This is a genomic window from Microbacterium sp. SS28, from assembly GCF_022761035.1.
Taxonomy (GTDB): Bacteria; Actinomycetota; Actinomycetes; order Actinomycetales; family Microbacteriaceae; genus Microbacterium.
Genome location: NZ_JAKWJP010000001.1, coordinates 362,767 through 387,179, shown reverse-complemented (window position 1 = coordinate 387,179; position 24,413 = coordinate 362,767). Strand labels below are relative to the sequence as shown.

21 protein-coding genes are annotated in these 24,413 nt (G+C 63.0%); 10 read left to right on the top strand and 11 right to left on the bottom strand.

The window, feature by feature from the left end:
• Positions 1 to 18: 18 nt before the first annotated feature.
• Both MJ607_RS01750 and MJ607_RS01745 read left to right on the top strand, forming a co-directional pair.
• On the top strand, positions 19 to 1,617 hold the full coding sequence (locus MJ607_RS01750; RefSeq protein WP_243073826.1) for an McrB family protein: 1,599 nt from the start codon (positions 19 to 21) through the stop codon (positions 1,615 to 1,617).
• Positions 1,565 to 3,073, top strand: coding sequence for an McrC family protein (locus tag MJ607_RS01745; RefSeq protein WP_243073825.1), 1,509 nt, complete (start codon positions 1,565 to 1,567; stop codon positions 3,071 to 3,073). Before MJ607_RS01750 ends, MJ607_RS01745 begins: the two co-directional genes overlap by 53 nt.
• A 385-nt stretch (positions 3,074 to 3,458) precedes the next feature.
• On the opposite strand, the gene MJ607_RS20145 is transcribed toward MJ607_RS01745, so the two are convergent.
• Positions 3,459 to 4,535, bottom strand: a complete 1,077-nt coding sequence (locus MJ607_RS20145) for a GIY-YIG nuclease family protein (RefSeq protein ID WP_243073824.1) — start codon at positions 4,533 to 4,535, stop codon at positions 3,459 to 3,461.
• 227 nt (positions 4,536 to 4,762) lie between these two features.
• Between MJ607_RS20145 and MJ607_RS01735 the strand changes: the two genes are divergently transcribed.
• Positions 4,763 to 7,513, top strand: coding sequence for an AAA family ATPase (locus MJ607_RS01735; RefSeq protein ID WP_243073823.1), 2,751 nt, complete (start codon positions 4,763 to 4,765; stop codon positions 7,511 to 7,513).
• A 30-nt stretch (positions 7,514 to 7,543) separates the two neighbouring features.
• Here MJ607_RS01735 and MJ607_RS01730 read toward each other — a convergent pair whose 3' ends face one another.
• The 8 genes from MJ607_RS01730 to MJ607_RS01695 form a co-directional block, all read right to left on the bottom strand.
• Positions 7,544 to 8,029: a nucleotidyl transferase AbiEii/AbiGii toxin family protein gene (locus MJ607_RS01730; protein ID WP_243073822.1), complete on the bottom strand. Its 486-nt coding sequence runs from the start codon at positions 8,027 to 8,029 to the stop codon at positions 7,544 to 7,546.
• On the bottom strand, positions 8,026 to 8,463 hold the full coding sequence (locus tag MJ607_RS01725) for a hypothetical protein (RefSeq protein ID WP_243073821.1): 438 nt from the start codon (positions 8,461 to 8,463) through the stop codon (positions 8,026 to 8,028). The genes MJ607_RS01730 and MJ607_RS01725 overlap by 4 nt, the downstream gene beginning before the upstream one ends.
• A gap of 894 nt (positions 8,464 to 9,357) precedes the next feature.
• Positions 9,358 to 9,630 (bottom strand): hypothetical protein, encoded by a 273-nt coding sequence (locus MJ607_RS01720; protein ID WP_243073820.1) that lies wholly within the window; start codon positions 9,628 to 9,630, stop codon positions 9,358 to 9,360.
• A gap of 698 nt (positions 9,631 to 10,328) precedes the next feature.
• Positions 10,329 to 11,189 carry a hypothetical protein gene (locus tag MJ607_RS01715; protein ID WP_243073819.1) on the bottom strand — a complete coding sequence of 287 codons (861 nt, stop codon included), beginning with the start codon at positions 11,187 to 11,189 and terminating at the stop codon, positions 10,329 to 10,331.
• On the bottom strand, positions 11,182 to 12,630 hold the full coding sequence (locus MJ607_RS01710; protein ID WP_243073818.1) for an AAA family ATPase: 1,449 nt from the start codon (positions 12,628 to 12,630) through the stop codon (positions 11,182 to 11,184). The genes MJ607_RS01715 and MJ607_RS01710 overlap by 8 nt, the downstream gene beginning before the upstream one ends.
• A gap of 802 nt (positions 12,631 to 13,432) precedes the next feature.
• The gene (locus MJ607_RS01705; RefSeq protein WP_243073817.1) at positions 13,433 to 14,284 is read right to left on the bottom strand and encodes a serine protease; all 852 of its coding nucleotides are present in this window, start codon (positions 14,282 to 14,284) and stop codon (positions 13,433 to 13,435) included.
• An 84-nt stretch (positions 14,285 to 14,368) separates the two neighbouring features.
• A complete protein-coding gene (locus MJ607_RS01700) occupies positions 14,369 to 15,127 on the bottom strand; it encodes a membrane protein insertase YidC (protein WP_243073816.1) in 759 nt (252 codons plus the stop codon).
• A 102-nt stretch (positions 15,128 to 15,229) separates the two neighbouring features.
• Positions 15,230 to 15,508 (bottom strand): DUF6412 domain-containing protein, encoded by a 279-nt coding sequence (locus MJ607_RS01695; RefSeq protein ID WP_243073815.1) that lies wholly within the window; start codon positions 15,506 to 15,508, stop codon positions 15,230 to 15,232.
• A gap of 176 nt (positions 15,509 to 15,684) precedes the next feature.
• Between MJ607_RS01695 and MJ607_RS01690 the strand changes: the two genes are divergently transcribed.
• Entirely contained in the window at positions 15,685 to 16,449 is a 765-nt protein-coding gene (locus MJ607_RS01690; protein WP_243073814.1) for a hypothetical protein, read from the top strand.
• A 161-nt stretch (positions 16,450 to 16,610) separates the two neighbouring features.
• Here the strand turns inward: MJ607_RS01690 and MJ607_RS01685 are convergent, their stop codons facing one another.
• Positions 16,611 to 16,820 carry a hypothetical protein gene (locus MJ607_RS01685; RefSeq protein ID WP_243073813.1) on the bottom strand — a complete coding sequence of 70 codons (210 nt, stop codon included), beginning with the start codon at positions 16,818 to 16,820 and terminating at the stop codon, positions 16,611 to 16,613.
• 470 nt (positions 16,821 to 17,290) lie between these two features.
• On the opposite strand from MJ607_RS01685, the gene MJ607_RS01680 reads away from it, so the two are divergent.
• The 5 genes from MJ607_RS01680 (at position 17,291) to MJ607_RS01660 (ending at position 21,535) form a co-directional block, all read left to right on the top strand.
• Entirely contained in the window at positions 17,291 to 18,352 is a 1,062-nt protein-coding gene (locus MJ607_RS01680) for a hypothetical protein (protein WP_243073812.1), read from the top strand.
• Positions 18,353 to 18,552: 200 nt separating this feature from the next.
• Complete coding sequence (locus tag MJ607_RS01675) at positions 18,553 to 18,750, top strand: YfbU family protein (protein ID WP_243073811.1); 198 nt, start codon at positions 18,553 to 18,555, stop codon at positions 18,748 to 18,750.
• 630 nt (positions 18,751 to 19,380) lie between these two features.
• Positions 19,381 to 19,878, top strand: a complete 498-nt coding sequence (locus MJ607_RS01670; RefSeq protein ID WP_243073810.1) for a hypothetical protein — start codon at positions 19,381 to 19,383, stop codon at positions 19,876 to 19,878.
• Between the two features lie 205 nt (positions 19,879 to 20,083).
• Positions 20,084 to 20,461, top strand: a complete 378-nt coding sequence (locus MJ607_RS01665; RefSeq protein WP_243073809.1) for a nuclear transport factor 2 family protein — start codon at positions 20,084 to 20,086, stop codon at positions 20,459 to 20,461.
• A 99-nt stretch (positions 20,462 to 20,560) separates the two neighbouring features.
• The gene (locus MJ607_RS01660; protein WP_243073808.1) at positions 20,561 to 21,535 is read left to right on the top strand and encodes an IS481 family transposase; all 975 of its coding nucleotides are present in this window, start codon (positions 20,561 to 20,563) and stop codon (positions 21,533 to 21,535) included.
• A 376-nt stretch (positions 21,536 to 21,911) separates the two neighbouring features.
• On the opposite strand, the gene MJ607_RS01655 is transcribed toward MJ607_RS01660, so the two are convergent.
• Positions 21,912 to 22,811, bottom strand: a complete 900-nt coding sequence (locus tag MJ607_RS01655) for a hypothetical protein (RefSeq protein ID WP_243073807.1) — start codon at positions 22,809 to 22,811, stop codon at positions 21,912 to 21,914.
• Positions 22,812 to 23,336: 525 nt separating this feature from the next.
• Between MJ607_RS01655 and MJ607_RS01650 the strand changes: the two genes are divergently transcribed.
• The gene (locus MJ607_RS01650) at positions 23,337 to 24,242 is read left to right on the top strand and encodes a DUF2510 domain-containing protein (RefSeq protein ID WP_243073806.1); all 906 of its coding nucleotides are present in this window, start codon (positions 23,337 to 23,339) and stop codon (positions 24,240 to 24,242) included.
• Positions 24,243 to 24,413 lie beyond the last annotated feature (171 nt).

The following is a 24,413-nucleotide window of genomic DNA, read 5'->3' as shown; positions in this document are numbered from 1 at the left end:
AGAAGAGAGCGTATTGGGATGACAAGCGGGCTAGCGACCGAGGCGATCACTGCCCTTCAAGTGTTCAGGAACGTCATCCTGGAAGGTCCGCCAGGCACCGGTAAGTCTTTCTCGGTTGCGGCGATCGCAGACGCCTGGCCGCGGATGCTCGGCCTTGACGCCGACGGGCGCCTCGCCGACGGAAGTGGACACTGGGCAATCACATTCCATCCGAGCACTGGCTACGAGGAGTTCGTCGAGGGGATTCGCTACAATCCGAAAGGCTCTCCGAAAGGATTCGAGCTTCTGCCCGGGGTTTTCCGCGAGTGGGTGCGCGAGGCGCGATCGCAGCCCGACCGCGATTTCCTCGTGCTGATAGACGAGATCAACCGGGCGAACGTATCCGCCGTTCTCGGCGACCTTCTCCTTGGGCTCGAGGCATCCAAGCGCTTCACTCATGACTCGAGCTGCACGAAGTCTGATACCGATCATGCAGACTGCTGGAGTGGAGGTGCGGCGACCCAACTCGCATACTCGAACGAGATACTCGGCGTCCCGGATAACCTGTACATCCTCGGGACGATGAACTCCTCTGATCGTTCGATCGCGCCGCTCGATTCTGCCTTGCGCCGACGATTCGCATTCCTTCACGTGGATCCCCTGGTCGGTGAGGACCTCAAGGACAGGCTTGGTGTCGCACTGCCCGCAGTCGGCGCGGAGGTCATCTCGCGTTCCGTGGATGCGCTTGATCAGCTCAACGTCGCGCTGCGCTTCGCCCTCGGGCCAGACAGCACGCTCGGGCACAGCTACCTATTCGAGCTGGATCCTCGTGTGCCTGGACTCACCGGCTACTGGATGGAGGTTCGCAACACGACCGGAGCGGGCGGCGGCGCTACACAGGTTCAGTTGCCGAAGAAGGAATGGGTCGACCTACTACTAACCGCGATCGCGGCATCCGTGTCGGCCGATCAGCTCGACAACGGCGTAAACGTCGTCCCGGTCGAGGTTGAGTATCTCGGGCACCTCTACACGCAGGTGAAGCTGTGTCGGCCGGGCAATTACCGACTCGACACCCTGGACGAGGGTGGCGGCAGGTTGCCTGTGCAGACTCTGAATGACGGCGTCATGGTACTGAGCCCACTCGGCGTCAGACGGCTTCGTCTCGAGTACACGCCGTTCTCCGGCGCCAAGGATTCTGTTCTCAAGTCGTTCGATGACCGGTCCTTCTACACCGGCCGATCGACAGCTGATGCCTCGGGACGCAGCTTCGGGGCCTTTCGCTCCACTGAATCTGGTCGCGGTGATGGCGGCGAACGCATCGTATGGCGTTACTCGATTCTTCCCCAACTAATCGATACCGTGACCCAGGCGTTCGTTCCCGAGCTCCTCGATTCGGGACACCGCGAAGCGTGGGTCCTCAGTAGTAACCTGCCTGACGAAGTACAGGCGAAGGTGCGTGAGGGGTTTGCCGAATTCGAACGCTTCCTGAACGGGCAGCTCGGCCTGCAGATCGTGAAGACAGGCTTCGGCCTGACCAGCGGTCTCTCGATTGACGAGTACATTCCAGCGGCTCTGACGACGGTAGATGCTCAAAGCGGTGCAGATGAGGATACCACCGACGAACGCGCAAATGATTAGCGACCGAATAGCCATCAAAGCGAGTCCTCGCGGCACGCGCGCGGGGTTCTGCGCCATTTCAGATGGCGCTGGAGGCGCGCTGACCTTCACGGTGCTGCCAAAGCCGTGGGCTGACGCCCGTGGCGCCGTTTCGGCGATCCATCACCACCGCGGCATGTCGACCCACGTCACGCTATTCGAGCTCGACACGGTGGAGATCGTGACGGAGCCAGGCGTCCGCGACCTGATCGCTCAGGGACTCCTGGAGACGGGCGGTGAGGCAGAGGCAGGGGCAGAGGCAGAGGGGGGCACGCATGACGGCTATCTGTTGGAGCGGGTGCGTCTTGTTGGCGTCGATGAGGTAGCCGAGCCGAGGCCCGCCGGGCGGAGTTTAGAGGACGTGGTCCGGGTGATGCTGCTGGTGAAGCGACAGCGCTCAGTCTTAGGTGGTGCCGGGTATCAGGGGTCCCCCGAGGCATCCCTGCTCAGGATCGTCTCCCAGCAGATGTTGCTCGATGAAGTAGGTCGAGTCATCGACCGGGTCAGGCCGCGATACCGGACTCGGACCGAGTCGTTGGCAACGCCGCGCGGGAAGCTCTCCGCGCAGAGCCTCGCATTGGCACTGACAACCGGCCGACCCACCGTGGAGTCAACCTTCGATGAGCTGTCCACCGACACAGACGTCCTGCGGATCGTGCTAGCCGCGCTCCGGGTTGTTGCGACCGACCCGGCGCCGAGTCGGCTCTCCACGATTGTCGGCTCGCTTCAGTCCCGTGCTATCGGGTTCGCGCGGAGATTGGACTCCGTCACCATCCTCGATCGCGAACGCGCGCTCCTCGCCCACCGTCGTCTCGCAATGTCGCCACTCGACCAGCCATGGAGGGTCGCGCTCGACCTCGCCGCTGAGGTCCTGAGCCGCCACGCGATCGTGCCTGAGGGACACGAAGCCTGGACCTCGCGCACAATCACGATCAGCCTCTACATGGAGAAGTGGTGGGAGCAGGTGCTTGCCGATGCGCTCCGCATCTGCGCCGACAGCGGGAGTGTCGCCGAGCAGCTTCCGGTGTCATCCCCGTGGACTGGCGGAGGCGAAGGAAGCGCCGATCTTTTCTTTGCACTCGACGGCCACGCGATCCTCGCCGACGGGAAGTACAAGCTAGACGAGTCGACTATCGGCGCGGCCGACGCATACCAGCTCTTCGCTTACAGTTACACCGCGGACGCCCCACAGATCGGAAGACCCGAGAGCGCCGCGGTCTTCTACCCGGCGCGCAAGGCTGCGGCGGGGGGCACGCGATCGATTCTTGAGCGGGCGACCTCGCCCGACTTCCGTCTTCATCTCGTCGATCTGCCTTTCCCGAGCCGAGACGACGTGATGACAGACCTGGCCTGGCGCTCGTACCTCGAGCGCCTCGCGTCGCGGATCGCCGTTGCGTTTCGGCGCGATGGCGCGCTCGAGATTGCGCCACCGGCCTGAGTCACGTTCAAAGCAGGCCCGGACGAATAAGGTGATCCTTCCGTCAATGAACGCGTCCGGTCGGTGCCGGAAGTGCACCATCGACCCTCGGACAGTATTGGATCGCGCAGACAGACATCTGTGGTGCTGGGCGGCTGAGTCCCCGACATGAGAGCGCCCATCAGCGGGAATCAGCGCGGGAGCCCACTCGCGACTCAGTGCCCGGCGAACTGCCCGTGACCCAAGTGTCTGGTGAAGTACAGCTTGCAATAACGTGCGCAGTCGCCGGTGATGTCTCGCCTGCATCGAAGGCGAAAGTGACGAAGATAGTCCGGGGCAAATCCAGTGCTCACTGCCGCGATCTGTTCTCCGATCGGTCGCTCGCCTCAGGACGACCGCCGCGTACTCAGAAGACGACTTGAGTCACCTTTGGACTGTCAAGGGAAGTTTGATCGCTGATTCCTCGGCTCTGCCAGTCGCCGAAATTCACGCCGTTTGCGGTGTCGATCCAAGATGTACGTCCATTCGCAGAGCGACCAGCGACCACAGCAGCTGCTGCTGACGGCGACGAGAACACCACGTCTTGGGTGAATCGTGCCAGCGTGCCTGCTTCGCGCAGAAGCGTCCCGTCGCTAAGCAGGGCGACGTGTTGTCGCTGGTACCCAGGGTGCCGATGGGTCCCGACCCAATCGGCCCTCGCGGTTGAGCCCTGCAGTACGGTGAACTCGCCGTCGATCTCTTGGGCCACGGCTGAAACGCCATGGCGGGGGATATCAAATCGGAACGTCGGGGACGTTCGTGCGCCAACCGGGTCGGCTGACGGCGAGTCCGCCCCAGCGTTGTTGATGACACGCGTCGGGCGGAACTCCGTTATTCCGAGGACGGGAAGCACTATTTGCACCTGGCTGAGGTAGTACTCCATGTCCGAGCGATCAGCCTCGGGGAGCTGGATCGGGCTCGGCGCTGTCACATTCATCACCGTGGCTCGCTTGGCTGTCGCGGCTGCGCCAATGAGTCTCGCCTCGAGATAGCGCGCGTGCGCCTTCGTGACGTTTGCATCCTTGGATGTCAGGACGACCACTCGATCCCAGAAGTCCTTCCCGCCAACCTCCTCGGCACGTGCGTGCTGGCGAAGTCGAACTGCAATATCGTCGCCCTCACCAACGTAGACGGCCTTTCCCGATGGGGCTTGCGATTCCGGATCGTCGCCGAGCAAGAGGTACACGCCAGTTCGGCGCACCTCCTCGCGGGCAAGCAGACTTGCGATGTCCGATCGTGGGGCCGCAATGACGTGACCTGTCCAGTTCATAATCTCGGCCGTCAACAGGCCGCCCGGTGTACCGTCCACCAGATAGACGCGAATCTGCTTGCCGTCGACCATGGCCGCCTCTCGATCTCGATGGACGGCCCGATAGAGCAACCCGCCACTCATGCAGTCTTCCACGAGGATGCCGAGCCCGAACGACTTGCCGGCTGCACCCACATGATCCCGATCTCAAATCGGTGACGGCGATTCGACGTCCCGAGCACTTAGCAATCCCCACGGCACAGCTCTCGCCAAAGAAGCTACGACAAAAAGAAGCTGCGATGCACGCAGGCACCGTTCGGTGGGGCCGTGATCCGGGCGCCGTTCAGAAACATCCCGCTACACCTACCTGCGTTCCGTAAAAAGTGCTGGCCAGGCTGCAAAAGTAGTCGTACTCTGGCGCCATGCGCGGAGGCCTCCAGCGGTGGAAGAGAGGCGCCGGATCCGGCGGCGTCAGGCGAGCGATCGACTATGCCGTCAAGGGAACCTGCGACGCTCATCTCCACCTTTCGACGGGCTCCGATGCACTCGAGTTGTACAGCAATGCGGCCGACGCGAGCGTCACGCGATTCGTCGTCACGGACGGAGCGATCCACGCCGACGAGCTGTCCGCGGGCGCGCTCCGAGTGTGGCTGACCGGCCATGACCCGGTCACAGGGGAGGAGCGAGGAATCCAGCGCCTCAGCGCGGACGCCGACCTCTTGCTTGATGCGACGCTCAACCACCCCAAGTCATACAGCATCGCCGCGCTGCTGCATCCGGACTTGGCGACCGAGTTCGAGTCGCTGCAAGACCGCCTGCGTGACCGGATCCTGACCACCTGGCTCGACGAACTCAACGCACGTCGCGGCCACGGCGGACTCATCCGGGAAGACATCACCCGCATCGAGGTCGTCGAGCTCGACCACCGTCGCTCGCGCGCGCTGGACCCGCACGCCCACCGCCACCTCTGGCTGAACGTGAAGGTGCTCGGCGCCGACGGCAAGTGGTCCAACGTCGACTCGCGGGTCGCGATGAAGCTGCACACCCTGATCAACGCCGAAGGAGATCTCGCTGCTCGTACCGACCCGCAGTGGGTTGCGGCGCTCGCTCGCCACGGATTCACCCTCGATGACGACGGCGAGGTGGCAGAACTGGTGGGGGTGGTTCGACCTTTCTCGCGTCGTTCGGCGCAGATCGAGGCGAACCGGGCGAAGCTCATCGCGGAGTGGAGTGCCGAGCACGGGGGTGCGAGCCCCAGCATCCGAGTCTTGACGCAGATCGACCGCCGCGCGTGGGCGATGTCGCGCCCGAACAAGCCCGCCGACCTCGACGAGCAGTCGTGGGAGGCGACCGTCCGTGACGAGCTTGCGAGTCTTGACCCCCGACTCGCCCTCGACCGTGCGCCGGTTCCGCTCGTCTCGACTCCACTCGACACGCTCGACCTGGACCTCCTGGCGGACGCCGCGGTGGTGGATGCGGATGAGCGGTCCACCCGCTCTGGCGGCAGGTTCAGTTCGTTCGATCTGCGCGCCGGTGCCGCGCGCGCTCTCTCACGCAGTGGGGTTATCGCGCCTCGGGACGAACTGACCCCGACAATCGATGCGATCGCCGAGCAAGCGCACCATAAGGCCGTGCGACTTGTGAAGGATGCTGACCTCCCAGGCCACGTGAAGGCGTTCATGGCGACCGAGACGGTGCGCCTGAAGATTCGCCTAGCCGGCCGCCTCGATGCACTAGCAACCCCGGGCCGGTCGATCCTGCCGCAGGAGTTGCGTCAGGCCGCGGCATCCCCAGAAGACGTCGACCGGCTGGATACGTCGCAACTCGCTGGAGCGGGCGCGATCGCGGGCACGGCCGGACTCGTCGCGATCACCGGGCCGGCCGGCGCAGGCAAGACCTCGATGCTGCGCGTGGCGTACGAGGGATTGAGACAACAACACCGACGGATGCTGGTGGTTGCGCCGACTCGCAAGGCAGCGTCCGTCGCGTCACGAGAGGTCGGCGCCGAGGCGTCGAGCCTGCACGCCTTGCTCGCCGACCACGGCTACCGCTGGAACATCCACGCGGCGGGAGTCCAGGTGTGGACGCGGCTGTCCTTCGGTGAGGCCGATCTGGAATCCGGGGTCGTCTACAAAGGCCCTTCGCGGTTCGAACTTCGCCGCGGCGATCGGATCGTCGTGGACGAGGCCGGCATGGTCGACCTGCAGACGGCGGACGCGCTCGTCGATCTCGCGCTCCGAGAGCGGGTCGGCGTCGCGATGGTGGGCGATCCGTATCAGGCGCTTCCCGTCGGCCACGCCGGAGCGATGGCATCCGCGGTGCGCTTCGCGACAGCATCCGTCGAACTCGACACTGTGCACCGCTTCAGTGATCCCGAGTATGCCGCTCTCACTCTTCGCCTGCGCAAACCTCGCGACCGGGACCACGCTCTTACCGTTGCAGGGGAGTTGCTCGAGGGCGGGCACGTGCAACGGGTGCGAAGCACGGAGGAAGCGCGCCACGCGATGGTCACGGCCTACTTCGAGTGGCACGCGCGTGGGAAGCGGGTCGCGCTGGTCTCGGGCACGAACAGCGAGGCGGATGCGATCAACGATGCGATCCAGCAGCGCCGTGTCGACGTGGGCGAGCTCGATGCCACCGTGCTTGCGCTCGGGATGGGGGAGCAGCGCATCCTCGTCGGCGACACCGTGCAGACGCGTCGCAACGACCCGCGCACCGGAGTCGAGAACCGTGCGCAGTGGGTGGTGCGCGGGATCCGGGATGACGTCATCACGCTCGCGTCGGCGAGCGACAGCGGCGAGCTGCACGGCGTTAGTCGCGAGTACGCGCTCGAGCACGTGCAACTGGCGTACGCGTCAACGGTGCACGGCATCCAGGGCGAGACGACGGATGCTGCTGTGGTGGGTCCGGATGTCGATGCCGCTGGGTTGTACGTCGGACTGACCCGAGGACGTCACCAGAACATCGCGATCACTGTCGCGCGGACCGACGAGGAGGCGATTGCGCAGGTTGGTGCGACCATGATGCGCGGGACGACCGAGCTCACAATCCAGGACGCGATGCGTGCGGCGCACACCGAGCTGCGACGGGCTGCGCGAGAGCGGGAGCTCCAGGCTTCCGAGCCTTGGACCACGCCGAGGCAGCCCGCTTCGCGGGGAGGGATGTCGCTCTGATGGCGGTAGCGACGAGCGCCTTGTCCGCCGTCAGCGTGATGTCGCCGCGAGCGCCTCACGGACGATCTTGGCGGCAGTCTCCGGGCCGACCGCGGGGATGCACTGGTGGTCGAGGGCTGCCCTCCATTCCGCATCGGTCGGGATGCGGGTGAAGGGCACCCTCGACGCGCTCGTGTAAGGACCGAGCTTGGCGAAAAGCGCCGCTGCCTCGGCGTCGATCATGCCTGCCTCAGCGAGAGCCCACAGATGGTAAAGGTCGCGGGATGCTCCACGGTCGCTCCAGGAGGACAACTTCGACGCGACGAAGGCTCCGGAAGTCAGCACGCGTAGCCGCGCGGGAGGTGCGTCGCTGTAGCGCTGCTCGATCTCGACGATTTCCGTGGGCCAGTCGTTCCACAGCGACGCGTTCCTGCTCGTCGAGGACGCCCGGAATCGGCGCGGCCGCAGTCGGGTCCTGGATGCTGTCCATCCGCGCGTCGGACTCTCCAGGGCCCGCGCCGCGGCCTTCATGCTCATTCCGTCGCGCCACGATGTTCCCTTTCCATGCCGTTCAGGACGGTCCGGACCGTGGCGTTCGCGCGGCCATGCGCTTGCACGACATTGCGCAGATCCACGGGGTTCACTCGGACTCTGAGGTTCTGCACGGCGGCAGCTGCCTCGTCGGGCATGCCACCCTGTGCAGGCTTCATCATCAGGTCGTAGAGCGTCTGTGCTGGTGTCGTGACCAGCGCCTGTCCGAGCTCGGTGCGTTCGAGTACTGCGTCGAGCCGGTCTAGGTCACGGGGGATGAGGTGAACTTCTCCGCCATAGTCCAGTTCCACGGCTGGTCGGCCGGCAGCGGGTACGGCAATGGTCGTCACGCCGATTGCTCGTGGAATTGCCGTCCAGTGTCGCGCCGCGCCGAGGCCCATGAGAATGGCATTGCGGTTGCCGAAGCGGACGGTCGCCACGGCGAGGCCGGCCGCCTCGATAGTTGGTCGCCATGTGTGAGCATCGCGTCCGTCCGGTGGCGCCGTATAAACGCCTTGCGCAAGCCGCAGAAGTGCACCGGCCTCGACCAGACGGTTGATGGTGCGGCGCGGATGGGTCAGAGGCTTCTCAAGGTCCTGAGGCCGTATTGTGCGCAGCCGGGCGCGTTCGATCCATGCGCAGCACGTCTACGTCTCGCACCATACGATCACCTCTTTACTGAGAATAGCGTGACACTCAGTGTCATGTCAGTCTCAGCAATTCCGGCCCGGGCGCGCCCGGGCCGGGAGTCGGCAGGAGGCAATAGCAGCGGGCGCGGCGGCGTTGCAGTTGGCCAACCCTAATCGTGGCTGTGAGCGCGCGGGTCTCGTGCAACAGCGCAGCCCGTCAGGAAGCCGAACAACCGGATGCCGTTGACGCGTCCGGTGGAGGACCGGCCTACGCACGATCGTGGAGGGAGTCACATGCGTGTCGCGCAAGGGACGGTTCAGTATTCTTCGGCCGGCAGCAGCTCGGCCTGCCACACCTGAAATGCGGGCACTGTGGTGTTGCCGCCGATCTGTGTGTCGTAGCTGAAGCTCCCGAGCACTGTAAACCCACATCTTGACGTGATCTCCCTCGACAAGGGGGTCGAACACGGGGCACACGCTTTCACTGTCGCCGGACGTGGCGTAGGTATTTGCCCGTAGTCGAACGAGTAGTCCTTCTGGGCTTCGGCTGCGGATAGAAGCATGTTGCGGGACCAGTTGCCGAGTCAAGTTGAGTGATGTCGCCGAACACGATGACGTGGGTGCCGATGTGCGCGTCGGGCTCGTTGGCAATGAGGAGCAACGTTCGCTCGTCCACCGTGCCGACGGCCGCGAGGTCTGGGGTGGCTAGCTCTGACTCGGGTGCAGGCGGCGGTGAGGCATGCCCCCTTTTGTCTCCTGCGGCGGCGGATCTTCCGGCGTAGTGGTCACTGGGGGAATGGAACGTCTCCCCGACTGCGCTGACCTTCCACCGACGAAGGCGGTGAAGCCCACGGTGATCAGTACGGCCACTATGAGCGCCACCGCGCCGAGGATCAGACCTGTTAGCGCGTACCCGAACGGCTGCTTGCGGATGAGGGCGATCACGCCGAAGATGGCCGCCGCCACCGCGAACAGCATCCCTAGCCATGGCACCCAGCTCAGGAGCAAGGCGCCAATGCCGAAGCACAGGACCACAGTTCCCAACGCCGTCGATCGCGCCCGAACGCCGTCGATCGCGTATGGGCACCGGGCAGTCCGGCAGTCATGACGGTCGGCGGGCCGGAATAGGTTGCGGGGCCGGGGGCGAAGTGTGCGCGACGGGAACGAGGCCGGGCGCGCCCTCATGCCCCCTGGGCTGTGTGGCCGCGGCTTGCTCGGCTGTTCAGTCCAGCCACCGGGTACCGTCCCAGTATCGCGGCATTGTCCGCGTGAGGTGCCGGATTCCAAACTACAGGCGTGCTCTGGTCACTCAACGACGTCTTCCCCCACGTGATCGACATAGGTGCGCGGCTGTAGGGTGCAGGCAACCAGATCATAACCTCGTCGTCGCAGGGTCCTGTTCGTCGAGCACCTCGAATGCCGCGCCCGAGGGAATCAACCAGCCGATCGCGCCCGCCCGCTTCGCGGGAGCATGGGGACCGCTCATGTCGAAGAGGCTCGGCTCGGTGAGACGGATGTATCGCGCATGGTCTGCGCGCCGAACCCACCTCGGCTTCCTGAGGCGAACTCTTGGACGGTCACGATGTCGGCAACGGTTCAAGAACCGGCCAAAACGACGGCGTCGAAACTGACTAGTTCTCAAGCGTCGCCGACACACCTCACGAGAATCGATGTTTCTAAGCCGCCGGCTCGCAATCGAACAAGCTTAGTCCCGTGGCTGCTTGGGAAAGCCGCTGTAGTTCCAATACGCAATCCAACTTCGTGAGAACCTCGCACCGAGCATGCACTCGAATGGCCGCTTCAAATGACCGCTTTGAAAATTGTCGGCCGCCCGCCGCCACCACTAGGCCGTGCGCGACGCCCGCTAGATCGTGACCGCCACACAGTTCGCGCGCGCCGCCGTGCTTCAACACCGAGTTCCGCAGACTTTCTACTGAAGCCGCACTCCAGGAGAAGCTCTGTGGTTTGGTAATCACAAGATTCTCCGCAAAGACCTCGACTCCCAAGGTTTCGAATTGCGCCCCGAGCACTTTCGCGAAATTGAAACCGTCCAGCCGCACGGGATATCCCTCGCGAAGTACTGCGACACGGATCCCGGCGAACACGGTGGCGATCTCGATAATGACGTGCTCGATGTCGTCACCTCGTCGCTCACTGACGACTCGCGCCTCTCGATGCGCCAGGCTCATTAGGGCCATCTTGATCGCGCCGGGGCATTCGGCTGCGAGGTCGGCGGTGAGGTCGTACGCACTGGTCGTCACGACGGCGGGATGAGTTAGCTCGGTTCCGACGACTTCAGGTACCAGATCACGATCAACGAGCGCAAAGACGTTCTCGCGCCCCTCTTGGTGCGAGATCTCCGTAGCCGAGATCGCCACGCTTCTGTTGCCGCACACGATTCCGATCACCCCTCGCCGCAGATGGTCACCCAGAATCATGTCGTCGTCGGGTCCTTCGACGAGTAGAACCGCCACGGGCTGAGGCTCTTCCATCATGATCGCGGAGTAGACAGAGTCAGGAGTCAGCTCCTCAAGCATCCTCATCTGCCTCGTCGAAGACCGCCGCCTTAGGGCCAAGTCGCTGGGCGAAGCGCCAGTTCCCGTCGATTATTTGAGGCGAATGCGTGGCGATGACGAACTGAAACCCCACCAACTTGGCGATCCGGAGAACATCGGGGATGAAGCGCTTTTGCCACGCGATGTGCAGCGAGATCTCAGGCTCGTCGATCAGCACAAGACCGCCCGCCTTCACATTGAAGAGCAGATCGAACATGAGGATAATCTCGTGTTGCTCTCCCGATGAAAGGGCCGCAAGCGGGATTCTTTCGCCATCCGTTCCACGAACAATCGTGATTCCGTCCTCGGCGTTGATCTGGAGTCGTTTCCCATACAAGCGCGAGTTAACGATTTCTTCGAGCAGGTCGATCTTCTCGACGGTGTCGGCGAAGGTCGCGAGCTTTTGCTCCGCGTGCTCTGCATAGAGCTCGAGCACGGAGCGCTGACCGGCAGTAAGCTCTCCTTCGGGCAACGGAAGCTCATGTTGGATGCCTAGAGGAGTGATCTGCTGAATCCGCGCCCGCCTTTTGCTCTGATCGTCGAGTCGTTCACGGATGGATTCAGCGCTCATGGTGGACTGTTCGCGCCGGGCCAACATCAGCCGCGGGAAGATGCTGTCCAGTCGCTGCGATAGCCGTGAGTTTTCAGACAAGTCGCTTTCGAGGCGCTCGCGGACGGTGTCCGAATATTGCTCGATCGTCGGACGTGGTGCACTCCCCTCCTTTCGACCGCTCGACGAGCGCGACTCAATATCCATAGTGAGGAGCCGCTGAGTGGCAATGAGACGAAGATCCAGCTTGTCCACGTAGGTCGTGAAGGACTCCGGCAGCACGTAGCGCCAACTAGGCATCCTGTCGAAGTGGCGGAGAAAGGCTCGAGCCTCCGCCATGCTTCCGGTCCGCTCTAGAATCCGATCGAACTCGTGACGTACAGGAATGGGGAGTCGGTCGCGACGAACTCCGATCGGCGCCGAATCACGGTCCGTCGCTATGCCGAGGGGGATCGGGGGCGCCCTTACAACGTTCCTACCGTTCTGCAGGTCAAAGACTAGGCAGGGCACGACGTCATTCTTCGCCCTCTTGCGGCGGTTGCGTGCATCGCGAGAGTTGGGGGCGTCAATGAACTCGAAGAGAGTCCCCTCGGACTCGACTGGCACCTCGGCCAAGCTGTGTGAGACTTGCAAGCTCGAGTCATCCGAGAAGGAGATCAACGCGGTTTCGAACGGTAATGTAGCGAGAGCATCAAGACGCAAATTCGCCAGGGCCTCGATGATCTCCAGGAATCTTGTCTTACCGACACCGTTCGGACCATAAACAATAGCGAAGTCGTCAGGCTCTTTGAAGTCCACCTGATGTTCGTGCTCACCGAGCACCCCCGTCGCGGCGAGGCGCACGACTCGAGGCGGTGCAGCTTTTTGACTCATTCCGCCACACTATCCGGATCAGCAACCGATCCAGACTGGCCGTTCGATGCGCCTTCGCAATACTCGACGACAGGGTCCCCTGAGCATCAAGGAGCCTGCGCCTCCGAGGTTCTCCGCCCGATGGACGGCGACAAACACCGCCTCGTTTCCTATGGTCCGTGCCGCCGACGCGAAAGACCCTGTTCGGGGTTTGGATCTCGAACTTCATCTCGCGCTGAACCTGGGGAACATCAACCGCCCGCGAACCGCCCGTGATTGCCCCGGCGACCGCCAGATTTCCGGCCACCTGCTGTAGACGAAGCAGGGCCGCCGCAGAGCCGCGCTGATCGCCACCGGAAGTCGGTCCACAGCGGATTCCCGCAGCATTCTGGGCACCGCCTGGCCGACGCAGCGGAGACAATTCCTGACGGGGAAGACTCGCGTCCCACATGCGCTCAGCGTGTCATTCGCTGCTTGGGAGTCAAGGGCTAGAGGGGTCGCGCGCCGGGACCCTCCGGTTGCGCGAAAGGGCATGGCGCGCATGGCAGCGGCCACGCGGGACCGCTCCTCTTTCGCGCAATGCGCGTATGTGGATCGCGTTCGCTACGAAGAGAGGATTGCTTCGACGTCGGATAACTCCACCTGCAGCCGCAGGATCGCCTCGGGTGTGGAACGCCGCACCTGCATACTTAGGATCGCATCCGCCAGAATCACGTCGACGTCGAAGGCTTGTCTTATCGCGGCAATCGCTGACGCGACGCCTCCGTCGACGGACGCGCATGCATAGAGCGGAGTCAGAGTTCGTCGTAGGCAGTTTCGACAGTCACGCGAGACCGAGAGCAGACGTGCGATACCTCGGCTTCGGCACGTTCGCATACTCGCAGTACTCATCCAGCGTGGCTCTCACGGCGCCGACGTTGACAACTAGGCCGAGATCAAGCTGTTCCGTAATCTCAGACGTCGTGTCGAATACGGTCACGTCGTGACGCTGATGCAGGGACCCCGTGATGACTCCCACGAACATCGCGATCTGCTCGGACATCAACCTTGTTCCCGATATGTAGTTTGTCGTCCGCATCACAAAAACAGGGCTGCCACTGTTGCCCGGGAACACGCTCGCGTCGATCAAGAATTGTGGTCGACCATCGAAGAAGAGCGTAGCTGGGGTCGCGGTGGTTCCCTTTCGCATGATCGGCGTCTTGTTGGTGTCGTCCCAACGACCATCCGGGAAGCCTATGAAGAAGACGTCTTCTAGTGCGTCGAGCGCGTCATACTGCTTGCTCGACGGGAACTCTGACACCGGCAGAAACCTAACGAAAGGCGGCGTCGGCAGATCCTTGAGGGCCTGCAAGACTGCGCCAAACGGCATGACCGCGAGGTCGACATGGCGATCCCGTGGTGAAAAGAATCTCTCTTCTTCCAGCACCATCCTGATCTGGACGGTTTCCCCAAGGGCAACAGCGGCGGGTCCATCACTGGTGGGCAAATGCAGTGAGATCTCTGCAGCACGCTCGACGACATGCCTATTCGTGAGAAGAACAGGCGAGCTCATTCCTGGCGTCGATTCCAAGTCGACGAGAAGTCCGGTGCCTGTGGCGCCATCTCCATACTCGTCGGAGGTCACGAGTCGTAGGACGGAGAACATCATGTCCTTATACAGAGTGTTCACGTCCATGATTCGCATCATAACTATGGGGAACTCAAGAGCGCCTGTGCACGTTGCGGACCGGCTTACGAGGCGTCTGCGAGCCTTTGGTTCCTATGCCTGACGGGTTGAAGGCTCGATGGGGAACCTTCGTCGCAGAATGAGGCGTTGGGCTAAGGTCCACGCGACTGTGACGAGGAGGTAGAGCCCAGCGGCGAGTGGAACGAACGCCGCCGCGATCGCCGTGCTGAACTGCAGGACGCCCACCAGACGGAGCATCCCCTCACCGCCTGGCGTTGACGCTGACGCTGTCGGAGCGGGGCGCAGGAGGCGACGGGTGATCTCAGCGACTGCCACGATCAAGAGGATCACGACACTGAAGACGGCGACGGCCGGCAACGTCAAGGATCCGTTCCCGATAGAACCAATGAGGCTGGCTCCGAGCGGCACACTGAAGACCTGTTCGGTAAGCAAGTCGTTGGGGTGGCCGGCGATGACGGTGTGCAGGAACAGCGTGTAGATGATGCCGACAACTGGGGCTTGGATGAGCACGGGAGCGCATCCGGCGAACGGGTATGCTTTCTCGTCGGCGTAAAGCTTCATCGTCTCGCGTTGCAGACGCTCGCGGGCATCCTTGTGTCTTCGCTGCAGCAACTGCAGCTTCGGCGCCAGACGCGCGCGAGTCTGATCAGCTTTGGCCTGCGCAACCCCGGTGGGGATCAAGATCGTCCGCACCAGGAGAGTGAGGATCACGACGGCGACGGCCGCGGATGCGCCGCCCGTGATCGGTTCCAGCAGCGACGCCAACGCCATCAGCAGGGCATATGCCGCGTCGAGGGTGGCCGAGATGGGTGGGAATGAGAAAAGGTCCATGATGTCCGTCCGTTGATGTGAGAGGTGGTCGCAGAACGGCCACGCCAGACAACGACGAACACAGACATCACCCTCAAGGACAGGTGGAGGAGCGTCGACGCGCTACGCGGCCGAAGCCGCAATTCCCGGAGCGCGCGAACGCGGATGCCCCGCAGCATCCGGATCACTCTGCGCGACCGCCACCGACACATCGATGGCTCTGTCCGGACGGACCAGGGAGGCCCGCATCGATCGGGGCGAACCCCCGGCCTGCAACAGAACGACGACAACAGCTGCCGCCAGCACAACAGCCCACATCGATGCCGAGCCGGCCTCAGAGGCACCGATCACAGCCGAAGAGGACAACAGGACCTGCAGGAAGGAAGACAGAGCGTCGATCATCCCGTCTCTCACCTCCCCGCTGGAATGCGCCCACCGTAGCACTCGCCGCATTGGACCGGACGCTCAGCGAGACGACCCTCAACGAGCTCGCAGCCGCGCCCCGTCAGGGACCGGCTTGCGGGGGATTGTGTATGGACATGACTTCAAAGCAGTGATCAATCGACTAGGTTGCACACGTGGATGAGGTGGAGGTGGGCACCGCCATATTGGTAGCGGTCCTGAGTCTTGTCGGCGTATTCGGCGCGTCCGTAGCGGCTCTAGTTTCGAGTCGACACCTGCAAGCTCGTGAACTCCTCCTAGGGCCAGCCAGGGTCTTCGCGCGCGACGCGCTGGCAGCGCTCGCGGCGCTGCGCGGCATAACCCCACCATCCCCGCGGACGCCCGATATCCCTCACCGCAACGAAGTGCTGCTCGACGACATAGCCCGCCGTCAACGCCGTATTGAGCGGAGCATTAAGGCCATCGATCTGGTTCGGCTGGCAAGGGCTGACGTTCGCGTGGTATTTGGACCGACATCGGCAGCGGCCGAATACACGCGCCGGGTCCTGGAGGCGCAGCGGCACGCGCTTGAGGTTGCGGAGCGCTATTACTTCGAGGCCGAGAATCAAGGGGCCCACGACCTAGGCGAATGGCGGCGGTCACGCGGGGCCGACTTACGTGAGTCGTACAAGTTTTGGAGAAGTTCCGCGTACGCCGAGCTCGATCGCTACTTCCTCGACGTCGCGAAGAGGGCTCGATTCCCCGCCTGGAGACGAGGACACCCCCCACCATGGCATCCAGTGGCGATCGACGCTCGTCTTTTTGACGCGTCGGGAAACTGGAGCGAGTGGTCGACCGAAGCGAAGAGTTACGCCATGGGGTTCGCGCAACTAGAGAGGGACGCAAAGAGCACCGGCCGCAGGATTGGGTATCTTCACTCGGTCAAGTACGGCGGCGAGTAGTTCGACGCGCTATTCACTCGTTCGGCTGGCGCGCGGCCACATCGATGACGCAACACAGGAGCCCGCCGCAACGCATCTGATACCGCCGCCGAGCTGACCGTAACTCCCGCGCCGCCGCCCGCGCTGATGGACCGGCATTGGCGCACCGAGCCTGTTCATCTCTACTTGGTGTTGTGCCTTGAGCGCAGGATGAACCCGACGATGACGGTCGCGATACCCAGGATGAGGAGAACCCAGAACCACACAGCGAGCCCCACCAAGTAGCCGCAATCCCTGTCAGACCCACAGTCCGCATCGTCGAACCAGACGACGAACGCGACCACGACGAGCGCGCCGCCAGCGAGCATCACGAACGGCCACAGCTTCTGCATGGCGACGAACGTAGCAGCGCGGAAGTGCATCCAGTGCCCGCTCATGGACCGGCTACTGACCGGGCGTCAGAGCCATGGCACCTCTGACACCGGACGCAAGCCGGCAGCGTCGACATCGCGCTTCAGGCGCTCGATTAGGTCTGCCGGATCGGTGCCGACGACGACACGAGGGGCTCAGTGGCTTCGTTATCGGGTACGGCGCTGACCATCATCGATCTGTCATCACCGCACGATTCGATTTGGGAATCTATCTCGGATTTCAAGACCCTGCCCGAAGTTGTGCAGAACTGGATCGCGACGGAGTAGTTCCGCATCGTCTGCGAGCTGTCCATCGCCAACGCCGGGTAGTGCCGCTCGAACGCGACCACTACAGGCGCACGAGCGGCGGTCGCCGATCGGTCGGACGGACCCAAGACGCACGCCACACAACAAGGACCGGGCGCTACCTCGGGCCCGTAGAGTCCACTGATATGGTGCCGCTTGTGGTGAATCAGGTGTCCCCGGCGGAGTCCGCCAGCAACACCAGCGAGAGAGTGCCGTTCGAGCCGGAATACGCTGAGCTGAACTCGATCTTTTGGCCACTCGGGATAGCCACCGTGATTGGTGCAATTCCGATCGTCCTCAACGCATGGTTCGGGTTTGACGGAGTTGGGTACGTCGTAGTCGCCGTCATCTCGACGTTGATCAGCTGTCTCGCTTTAACGGTTGGCGGGTGGCTCTGGCGCAGCGAGAACAGCTCAGGGCCATTCTTCGAGCACTGGTCGATCTGCTTCATCCTGCTCGGAGCCGGGCTCGGCACCGTTGGCGGGTTGGTTTTCTCGGCAGACCCAGCTCTGTACTGGCCCGCTCTTCCAGCAGCTGTGGCCGGCAGTGCGCTCGCGCTCATCTGTGCCATCCGCTGGATCCAATGGCGGACGCGCAGTTCCCAATTGGAGCGCAGACGGGAGAGGCGTGAACGCGTACGCGAGCACACCGCGTTCTGGACGATCCTCGCCCTCCTTGAACTCGCCGCATCTGCTGCCTTCGCGATTCTGGCCGTCAGATCGGGAACGCCTCTGTTGCTGAGGCCGGTCTACGCTGCGGCTGCGATCCTATTTGGCGTCCTATTCATTCGCTTCATCTCTACGGTCGTCCTAATGCGGCGCTACCGCTGGGACCAGGACCTCGAGAGGTCTGGACTACCCGAACTTGCGCGGATGAAGTCCCAGCTACTCATGACGCAGAAGTCACTCGCGAATCTAACCAACAACATCCATATCGCAGTTGTGCAGGTAGACGACCTCTTTGACAGGGCCCGCGTGCTCGAGCAGGAGGCGAACGACGCGCGCGAGTTCCTGAATCTCTCACAGGGACAGCGTCAAGCGATCCTTAGGAACATGAACAGGGGTACGGTCGTCTCGGTCTGGTGGACGATCACCACGTTCCTGCTGGGCGTTGGGCTGACCTTTGCCCTGTTCGCCCTCACGAACTGGCAGTCCGTGCAGGATCTAGTCACGGCCATCAGTGAGTACCTATTGGGTAGCAGCCAATGACGCAGACCAGATATTGCTGGGTACACAGGCCGGGGCCGTCGCTCGGCACGGTCGACTCGTAGCGTGCAGGTCAGATGCCACTGCGCCAATCGGTGACACGCTGAATCACACGCGCCTCCGTAGTGTGGATCTCGCAGAGCTTAGACGGAAATTATGTCAGGCCAGCAACATGTCGCGTTCTTGATGCGGGACAGACAGAGGTGGACTGGCTTCGCCCGCAGGTCGAGTCGCACGACGACGGCAATTCCCACATGGAGATGCTCGACATATACGCGCGAATGCTGAACGAGTACCGCCGTATCGTGGATGCCCGCGAACGTGGGCACGGCTCCGATGACTACCTTCTTAGCCTCCCGGAGCTGGAGAAGATCGCCGAGACCTGGCGTGCTCGTGATTGACGGAGTCTGAAAGCCTGGCCTTGTGACAATCCCAGCTCGGGCGGCCAGGACCTGAACTGCGCCACCTCGCTAGGCGCCGAGGTTGTCCCCGGCCGGTCCGGGACAGCCGGCGCGGAGCGATCGAATCGGACGCTGCTGAGGCCGCACGCGTCTCGACGAGGTGCGTGCCCGTCAACTCGTCAAGGAGACGTAGCGCCAAACGTAGGAGGTGGCGATGCTCGATCGGGAATAGGTGGTCGAACGCCCGGAAGTCATTGCTGACATGACGGCCGCTGAGGCAATAGCTATCAGCCGGGCGCAGTTGGACCTCCGAGCGATCGGGTCCGAGTTGCGAGAACTCGACGAACCGGCGAACAAGCTCGTGATCGCGCAGGTTCTGCGTGGGTTACCCTTCCACACTCGCCCGCTGCGATCGTCACGCGACGAGTTCTTCAGATAATGGATCAATCCGCGCCCCGCAGGTCTGCCCTCCAGGGGCAGTGATCTGAACTCGTGCGCACGATTTTGCGCGCATACCCACTTCGAGAATCGACCCGGCACGTGACGACCTCGAGGTTGTCGGCATTGCGGCCCCCACAGCCCGTGACTGTCCCTCAAACGCGCACTGCCCGAACAGGGATGGTCGCGGGCATGTCGCTCCTTGCCAGTAGCCTCCGCTTTGTGGAAGAGAATCAGGCTGCCTTCTGGGGTGCGGTCGTCCAAATCATCCCGGTGCTTCTGCTCGCACTTGTCGTTGAAGCTCGTGGGCTGAAACGGCTCGATCACCGCGAGATGCGCCTCCACTTCCGCCGGTTGCGCGCCCGGCACGGTACGAAACGACTGCGCGACCGGGTGCGAGTCGCGACCGCAATGATGGGCAAGGTTGCCTTCACCGGGTTCCTGCCGGCATACGTGATGCTGATCGTCGCTCTAATGCTGGTGCTCGGCGAGTTTCTCGGCCTGATGGTGCTGCTGTACGGCACTTCAATCTCGGCGTGGGCGAGTTCGTTCACAGTCATCGCGATCATCGCGGGCGTTGGTACGGTGGCCGTTTCGCCCGTCCTGCTCAGATTCGCTGAGGCTTGGAGGGAGACCGACCCGGATGACATTCTCCGCGCGACGGTGACGTCGCGGCGCGAAGCCCCATGAGTTACGGGCGAGTCGACCGGTCAAATTGCCGCGACTCCCAAGGGGGAGCACCGTCGGGCGACTTCGTCCCGATTGCGTGGACAGGTATCGGCATCGCTGGCCACGCCCCTCCGGCGGTCGCGGACCGGATGGGGATGGCGTGGGTGCCAGGTCGCGGGTTTGCCCGCGCCGACTGCTCGAATGAAGAGCCTGCGATAGTGACTAGATGCACGATCGTGGCACGACATTCTTCATCGATCTGGAGTCGGCGGTCTGGGATGCGCTGGTCCGCGGGGACGCGGATGCTGATCGCGCCCTGCTTTCGGAGGACTTCATCGGGGTGTTTCCGACTGGCTTCGCCAACCGGGCCGACCACACCGACGACCTGGCTGATGGGCCCAGCATCGCTTCGTACGCCATCACGGACGCGAGACTGATCGACGTTTCCGCGGACGCCGCGTTGCTGTGCTATCGCGCCGAGTACAGACAGCCGAGCAAGAGCACCGCAGAGGTGATGTTCATCAGCTCGCTGTGGGTCCAGCGCGAAGGTCGCTGGTGGAACACATTCAGTCAGGACACACCTGCCGCATCCACATCGGCCTAGGCGTACCTGGCCATGACGTTGGTGACAGCGGTCTTGTGAACGTGGGAGGCCCCCTGGCTTAGTGGAGCTGTCTAGTTCTGCCACTGCCAGGAGGCCTCTGTGTCCCACGCTAACGCCCGATTGACGATGCACGCGCGGCGATTGATCGTCGCCCGTGTTGTTCGGGATCACCGTCCTGTCGCTCACGTCGCGAGAGAGCTCGGTGTCTCACGCCAGTGCGCCCATCGGTGGGTGCGACGATTCCGGGAGCAGGGCGACGCTGGCCTGTCGGAGCGGTCCAGCCGGCCGCACCGGTCGCCCACGCGAACGAGCGCGGAGCGGGAACGCGCTGTGCTGGAAGCGCGGACACGGCTGCGGTTCGGGCCAGCACGGCTCTCGGCCGAGACCGGTGTTGCCGCCAGGACGATCTCTCGCATCTTGGTCCGTCACGGAGTCCCGCCGCTCGCTTGGCTGGATCCGATCACCGGGGCCGTGATTCGCGCAACGCGGGCGACAGCGAACCGATACGAGCACGAGCACCCCGGTGACCTGGTGCACGTGGACGTCAAGAAGCTCGGCCGGATCCCCGACGGTGGTGGCTGGCGAGCAGAGGGCTGGACGACCGCGAATCACCAATCCCGCATCGACAAGAAGCCGATCGGCTTCGACTACGTGCACGCCGCCGTTGACGACCACACTCGCCTCGCCTACGCCGAGATCCACCCCGACGAGAAGGGCCACACCGCGGCGCAGTTCCTGATCCGCGCCGCAGCCTACTTTGCCAGCCACGGCATCACCCGGATCGAACGAGTCATCTCCGACAACGCGTTCGCATACCGACACTCAGCCGCGTTCCATACCGCGATCGCCGAACTCGGCGCCCGACAGAAGTTCATCAAGCCACACTGCCCCTGGCAGAACGGCAAGGTCGAGCGCTTCAACCGGACTCTCGCCACCGAATGGGCCTATCGCGAAGCCTTCGCCAACAACCAAGCCCGCGCCGACGCCCTTGCACCCTGGATCGAGCACTACAACACTGAACGAACCCACTCCAGCCACGAACTCACGCCCGCAGCCCGAGTGTCACCAACCTGATGGCTCAGTACACCTAGGCGCCCGTCGAACGGACCAGCCCGCTGAGGGATCGTAAATGGACTTGCGCGGGCCCTCCGCAGGCCCGTTGTCGCTGCGCGTGTGAGACACGGCTACGGCCAGACGCACGAGGCCGTGCCAGATGCTGCGAGTGGGCACGTTCGATCCGGCTTTGATGACTCTTGCTCATCCAGCAACGCCGACGGGCGCTTTTCGAGACGGGCGTGCGCGTCGCGCTAACTGAGCTCCGGCGCGACGCCGTCGTGTTGCTTCGAGGTCACCGACGCGATCGGCATCGCATCGAACTGACAGTTCCGAACTCTCGCTTCCGTGATGCTACACGGTGCGGTCGAGGCTCGTTGCGGCGCTTTCGGTCTTGCTATCTCTTCCAGCCGATGAGAACTCGTTTGCCGCCGGTCCGGATGTGGGGGTGGCGCCGGACCTCTCCTATGCCCGCTGCATAAGCGAGCACGGCGGCCCACAGCGCAGTCGTGAGGAGCTTGTCGATGAGGGAGTGCCACCAGGCGAACCACCCGGTCAGCGAGAGTGCGACCTCGAGGCTCTGCATAACGACCGTCGTAAGCAGCAGTGCGAATACAGCGATCGTCAAAGACAGTTGAAGCGGTCTGCTGACTATATAGGCGCCTCGTCCCCACCTGCTGAGCACGTGGATCTTGCCTGATCTGCTCTCCGTGCCGTCCTTCGAGATTTCGCGGGCAGGATGATTCTCCATGGTGCATAGCAAGAACGACCCAGTATCTGCTGCCACCTTCTTCTGACGGCTATTCGAGGCGTGGATGTTCAGCGCGACGAGCGCTCGTTCGGTTGCTTCCTCGAGACGGTCGACATCCTCGGACCTGACGCGAAGGTCAACCCGGCTCCTCTGAACCGTGATCATCCCCCAACACTCCTCGATGCCGTCATGGAGAGGCATCACCCGGCTCGCCGAAAGACTGCTCAGAGGATTGCCATCCTTCATTTGCGATAGCAGTACGAGGGTGTTCGTCGCCAAAAACAATGTGTTCCCAACGCGCGCACCGGGACCGAGGATGCGTTCCGCTATGGCCAGCGCTTCCTCGTGACGGAGCCCCTCTTTCTGATTGGAGATCTCTTTTGCAGCGTCGATCAATGCCGCGACCACGCTTTCGTCCAGCGGATGCTCGGGGTACCAGGCTGACCGCAGAATCAGTTCTCTGACGAACGCGACCGTCTGTTCTGAGGTCGGAGAGGACTGGCTATTTCCAGATGTATCGGGTCGCACTTCGACGTTGAGTTGCACGAATGTTCTCAAATGGACTCCCCGATTATGCGTTGGATCGAGATATACCACTTGGGGCGACTTAGGCGAAATTCGGGTCGTAATGCATTCGGGTAAACCGAGGCATAGACCGCCGCATGGGAGACATGTCTCCCAGTTCGAGGTTGGGACAGGCTCAGCCCTCACCTGTTGATGGCCCATCGACCACTGGATTCGCCCGGCACCCTCGGCGGCGATCAATTCAGCGACCTCGTTCTTGAGGTGCGGGAACCCAGCTAGGACCACGAGTCCGATACGCTGCGGCGTGTGCATGGACAGCGACGTGCTCACGGGGCGAGTTCTCAAGGTAGGCAAGAGCTCGCGACACGCCCCATCTGAACGCGAGGGCGTAGTGCGCAACGTGGATCCGACGGCAGGCATACGATTCGCTCTGACGGGAGCCGGCGGGGCAGGCGCCGCGAGTCTCGGTCGGTACATTGGGCGTGGTTCCTGGACTAGAGGGAAGTTGCTGTCGTTATTTGGACGTGGCCGTTTGCGGAGATGTTCATGAGTACAGAGGACCCGCGCAGGGGGCCCTACGGTCGCGGGTGGTACACCGACACCCAGATCGCCGGCATCCAGCGGTACTACGACGGCGTCGCCTGGACGACGCGGACACGCCCAGTTCGGGCCACCGCGCCTGGTGAGGCGCCCAAGAAGAGCCATCACGCCGCACAGCCCAACCCGCGCCCGATCGATCACTTCGGCGAACGTATCCAGCACGGCAAGTACGGATTCCGACTCACTCGCGAGATGTACGCAATACCGAATTGGACCCCTTCGATACGGCAACGACGGCATCTTTTCACCGACAGGCAGTGGGCGCGGATGGATTCGGTCTTCGAGGACTCGGATCACACTCGATACACGGACAAGGTTGTCGAAGACATGCGGATCAGCGCCCTGCGCAACTTCGACTTGAACATGGCGTTCTTCGCCCAGATCTCGCATGAGGAGTTCGAACGCGCGCTTGCCGCGATGCTGAGCGAGAACCCCTCCGTAGAGGAGGTCGAGGATCTGTGGAGTCTCGATGGAGCGCAAGGTGTCTATGTAATGGTGCTCGATCAGTACCGACAGGCCTACATCGGAACGGCATTCAACATGCGGGAACGGATTCGGCAACACTGGCGCGGTACGAAACAGTTCGACCGCCTCGTGTGGGGCACCGAGGAGGAGTCGGTCATGTCGATCGACTCGTTCCGGGCGCTAGACACCAACCGGATTTTCGCGGTCGAGACAACCGACCATTTCCATGTCGAGAACGCGCTCGAACGGGGTTTCCTGGGCGACTTCCTCCTCAACCGCATCCACGGTGGCGAAATGACCGGAATCCGCGCAAGGTTCATCGACTCCGAGGTCAAGCGGCGTCGGCTTAACGCCCTCAACGACCCCCAATCGATTGAAGTCACCTGACGTTGCCGGGCAACCCCTGACACCCGCGACCACGGCAGGTGTCAGGTGTTTGTCACGTCGCCGGTGTGATCTGCGCAGCCCTCGAATGCGTGAGTATCCTGGCGCGATGCGCGAGACGGTTCCGCTTCCGCGCATTGCGCGCACGGGGATCCTCTGCGGCGCGTGTCAGGG